The organism is Streptomyces sp. C, assembly GCF_000158895.1.
Taxonomy (GTDB): Bacteria; Actinomycetota; Actinomycetes; order Streptomycetales; family Streptomycetaceae; genus Streptomyces; species Streptomyces racemochromogenes.
The window spans coordinates 5,328,128-5,331,239 of sequence record NZ_GG657750.1 but is presented as its reverse complement, the minus strand read 5'-3'; the positions used below and the strand labels follow the sequence as shown (position 1 = coordinate 5,331,239).

The following is a 3,112-nucleotide window of genomic DNA, read 5'->3' as shown; positions in this document are numbered from 1 at the left end:
CGCGCCGCTGGACGAGCGCGAAGTCCGTGCGGCCGCCGTGCCAGACGACCACCTCCCCGTCCAGTACGGTCCCGGCGGGCAGCTGCCGGGCGGCCGCCGCCAGGTCGGGGAAGGCGCCGGTGACGATCCGCCCGGAGCGGGCCTGGAGCACCACGTCCTCCTCGGTGCGCAGCACGACCATGCGGTGGCCGTCGAACTTCGGCTCGTACGCCAGGCCCGCCCCCCGCGGCAGGGTCCGGACGGCGGCGGCGAGCGCGACCTGGACGGCCGGCGGGGTCACGGCAGGCTCCCGGCCCGTCCGGGGTCGGTCAGCGGGGCGAGGAGGTCGCCGTCGCGGGCCAGCCGGGGCGCGATGTCGTCGGCGAGGAACACCAGGTCGTGGGAGTCGCGGCAGCCTTCGACCTCCGCCCAGGAGACGGGCGCGGAGACGGTCGGCAGGTGCCGCGCGCGCAGCGTGTAGGGGGCGGCGGTGGTCTTGGCGGCGGCGTTCTGGCTGTGGTCGACGAAGACCTTGCCGGGGCGCAGCGCCTTCGCCATGCGGTGCACGACGAGGTCGGGGAGCGCGGCCTCGGCCTCCTGGGCGAGGACCTTGGCGTACGCGGAGGCGCGCGCGGAGGGGACCGGTTCGAGCGCCACGGCCAGGTGGAGGCCCTTGGAGCCGGAGGTCTTGGCGTACGCGGTCAGGCCGTCGGCGGCGAGGCGCTCGCGCAGCCACAGGGCGACGGCGCAGCATTCGACGACGGTGGCGGGCGGGCCGGGGTCGAGGTCGAACACGAGCCGGTCGGCGACGGCGGGGGCGCCGGCCCGCCACTGGGGGGTGTGGAACTCGACGACGAGGTTGGCCGCCCACATCAGGGACGCCAGGTCGGATACGACCACCTGTTCGGCCCGTTCGTCCTCGGAGCGGGGCACGGGGGTGGTCTTCACCCATGCGGGCGTGCCGGGCGGCGGGTTCTTGGTGAAGAAGAGCTGGCCGTCCGGGCCGTCCGGATAGCGCAGGAAGGACAGCGGGCGGTCCTTGATGTGCGCGAGGAGGGAGTCCGCGACGGTGGCGTAGTAGTGCAGCACCTCGCCCTTGGTGAAGCCGGTCCCCGGGTAGAGGACCTTCTCCAGGTTGCTGAGCGCGATGCGACGCCCCTCCACCATCGTGATCGGCGTCATACGATGAGATTGCCACGAATCAGGAGGAACCGTGCGATCCATTTGGAACGGGGCGATCTCCTTCGGCCTGGTCAGCATCCCGATCAAGCTCGTGAACGCCACCGAGAGCCACTCGATCTCCTTCCGTCAGATCCATGTGACCGACGGCGGCCGCGTCCGCTACCGCAAGGTGTGCGAGCTGGACGGGGAGGAGGTGTCCTCAGCCGAGATCGGCAAGGGGTACGAGGAGGCGGACGGGTCGATCATCCCGATCACGGAGGAGGACCTGGCGCAGCTGCCGATCGCCACGGCGAAGACGATCGAGATCGTGTCGTTCGTGCCCGCCGACGAGATCGATCCGCTCCAGATGGACGCCGCGTACTACCTCGCGGCGAACGGTGCCACGGCGGCCAAGCCGTACACGCTGCTGCGGGAGGCGCTCAAGCGGAGCCGGCGGGTGGCCATCGCCAAGTACGCGCTGCGGGGGCGGGAGCGGTTGGGCATGCTGCGGGTCGTCGACGACGTGATCGCGATGCACGGACTTCTGTGGCCGGACGAGATCAGGGCGCCCGAGGGGGTGGCGCCGGAGGCCTCGGTGTCCGTACGGGAAGCCGAACTGGACCTGGCGGACGCGCTGATGGCGACGCTGGGAGAGGTGGAGATGGCCTCCCTGCACGACGACTACCGCGAGGCCGTGGAGGCGATGATCGCGGCGAAGGCGGGCGGGGCGTTCGAGCCCTCGGAGGCGGTGGTGGAGCCGGCCGGCGGGCAGGTGATCGACCTGATGGCGGCGCTGGAGAACAGCGTGCGGGCCGCCAGGGCCTCGCGGGGCGCGGCGGAGGGCGAGGACGGCGGGGACGGTGGGGACGGCGGCACGGAGGCGGAGGTGACCCCGATCCGGCGCGGCGCGGCGGCCGCCGCGCCGAAGGCGGTGGGCGGGAAGAAGTCGACGGCCGGGGCCGCCGCGGGTCGGAAGACGGCCGCGGCGGGGAAGAAGGCCGCCGCGAAGTCCACGGCGAAGTCGACGGCGAAGTCCACCTCGGCGGCCTCGTCCGCCGCGTCGGGCGGCAAGTCGGGCGGCAAGAAGTCGACTTCGGCCGCGACGAAGTCCGCAGCCACGGCCAGGAAGAGCACCTCCACGGCCACGAAGTCCGCCTCCACGGCCAGGAAGTCCACCTCGACCGCCGCCAAGTCCTCCACCGCCACCGCCACCGCGAAGAAGACGGCCGCCGCGAAGAAGGCCGCGCCGCGCAAGCGGAGTTCGGCCTGAGGGCCTCCCCCGAGCCCGCCGAGCCCGCCAAGTCGGCCAAGTCGGCCAAGTCCCCTAGGTCCCCTAGGTCCCCTAGGTCCACGCCGGCCGGGCGCGGGCCACGGCGAAGAGGGCTTCGATCTCCGGGGGTTTGAGGGTCGCCGGCGTGCCCCGCAGGAGGGTCGTCAGCGTCGGGGGCTGGAGGACCAGGACGTCGCGCTGCGTCGGCGCCACCTCCACCCGGGAGGCATCGGCCAGGGCCAGGGCCGGGGTGACCGGCGCGGCCAGCACCCGGGCGGCGCAGGCGGCCGCCCGCCGGATCCAGCGGGGGTCCGGGCGGGGCTCGGCACGGCCCACCGTCAGCAGCAGGTCCCCGACCTGGGCGCGCTGGCGGCGGCCCGGGACCGTACGGACGGCGAGGACGCCCGGCGGGCCGATGAGCAGGTGGTCCAGCAGCCCCAGACCGGGCAGCGGCACGTCGTGCAGGGCCCGCCAGTCCGAGGCCTCCAGCAGGTCGACCTCCGCGCCCGTGCGCTGCCGGGCCTGGAGCTCCTGCCGCATCCGGTGCCGGGACCGGCTGCCCGGGGACCCGTACGCCAGCTCCCCCAGCAGGGTCTCGCCGGGTCGGTTCGGGGGCGAGTTCGCGGTCGGGCGGCAGGCTCAGACTCGCGCAGCTCGGCGGGGGGTGGGCACCGGCGGCGGGCCGATGGGTCCAGCCGCGGG

At 74.3% G+C, this 3,112-nt stretch carries 3 protein-coding genes and 1 pseudogene; 1 reads left to right on the top strand and 3 read right to left on the bottom strand.

The window, feature by feature from the left end; genetic code table 11:
• Together SSNG_RS24235 and ligD are read right to left on the bottom strand one after the other, a co-directional pair.
• Window positions 1-280, bottom strand: a pseudogene (locus SSNG_RS24235) (ATP-dependent DNA ligase); the annotation flags it as partial.
• On the bottom strand, window positions 277-1,161 hold the full coding sequence (gene ligD, locus SSNG_RS24230) for a non-homologous end-joining DNA ligase (RefSeq protein ID WP_007266543.1): 885 nt from the start codon (window positions 1,159-1,161) through the stop codon (window positions 277-279). The gene ligD and the pseudogene SSNG_RS24235, both read right to left, overlap by 4 nt.
• A gap of 31 nt (window positions 1,162-1,192) precedes the next feature.
• Here ligD and SSNG_RS24225 point away from each other — a divergent pair, with 31 nt between their 5' ends.
• Window positions 1,193-2,410, top strand: a complete 1,218-nt coding sequence (locus SSNG_RS24225) for a Ku protein (RefSeq protein ID WP_007266542.1) — start codon at window positions 1,193-1,195, stop codon at window positions 2,408-2,410.
• Window positions 2,411-2,482: 72 nt separating this feature from the next.
• Here the strand turns inward: SSNG_RS24225 and SSNG_RS24220 are convergent, their stop codons facing one another.
• Complete coding sequence (locus SSNG_RS24220; RefSeq protein ID WP_007266541.1) at window positions 2,483-2,950, bottom strand: nuclease-related domain-containing protein; 468 nt, start codon at window positions 2,948-2,950, stop codon at window positions 2,483-2,485.
• Between the last annotated feature and the right edge of the window lie 162 nt (window positions 2,951-3,112).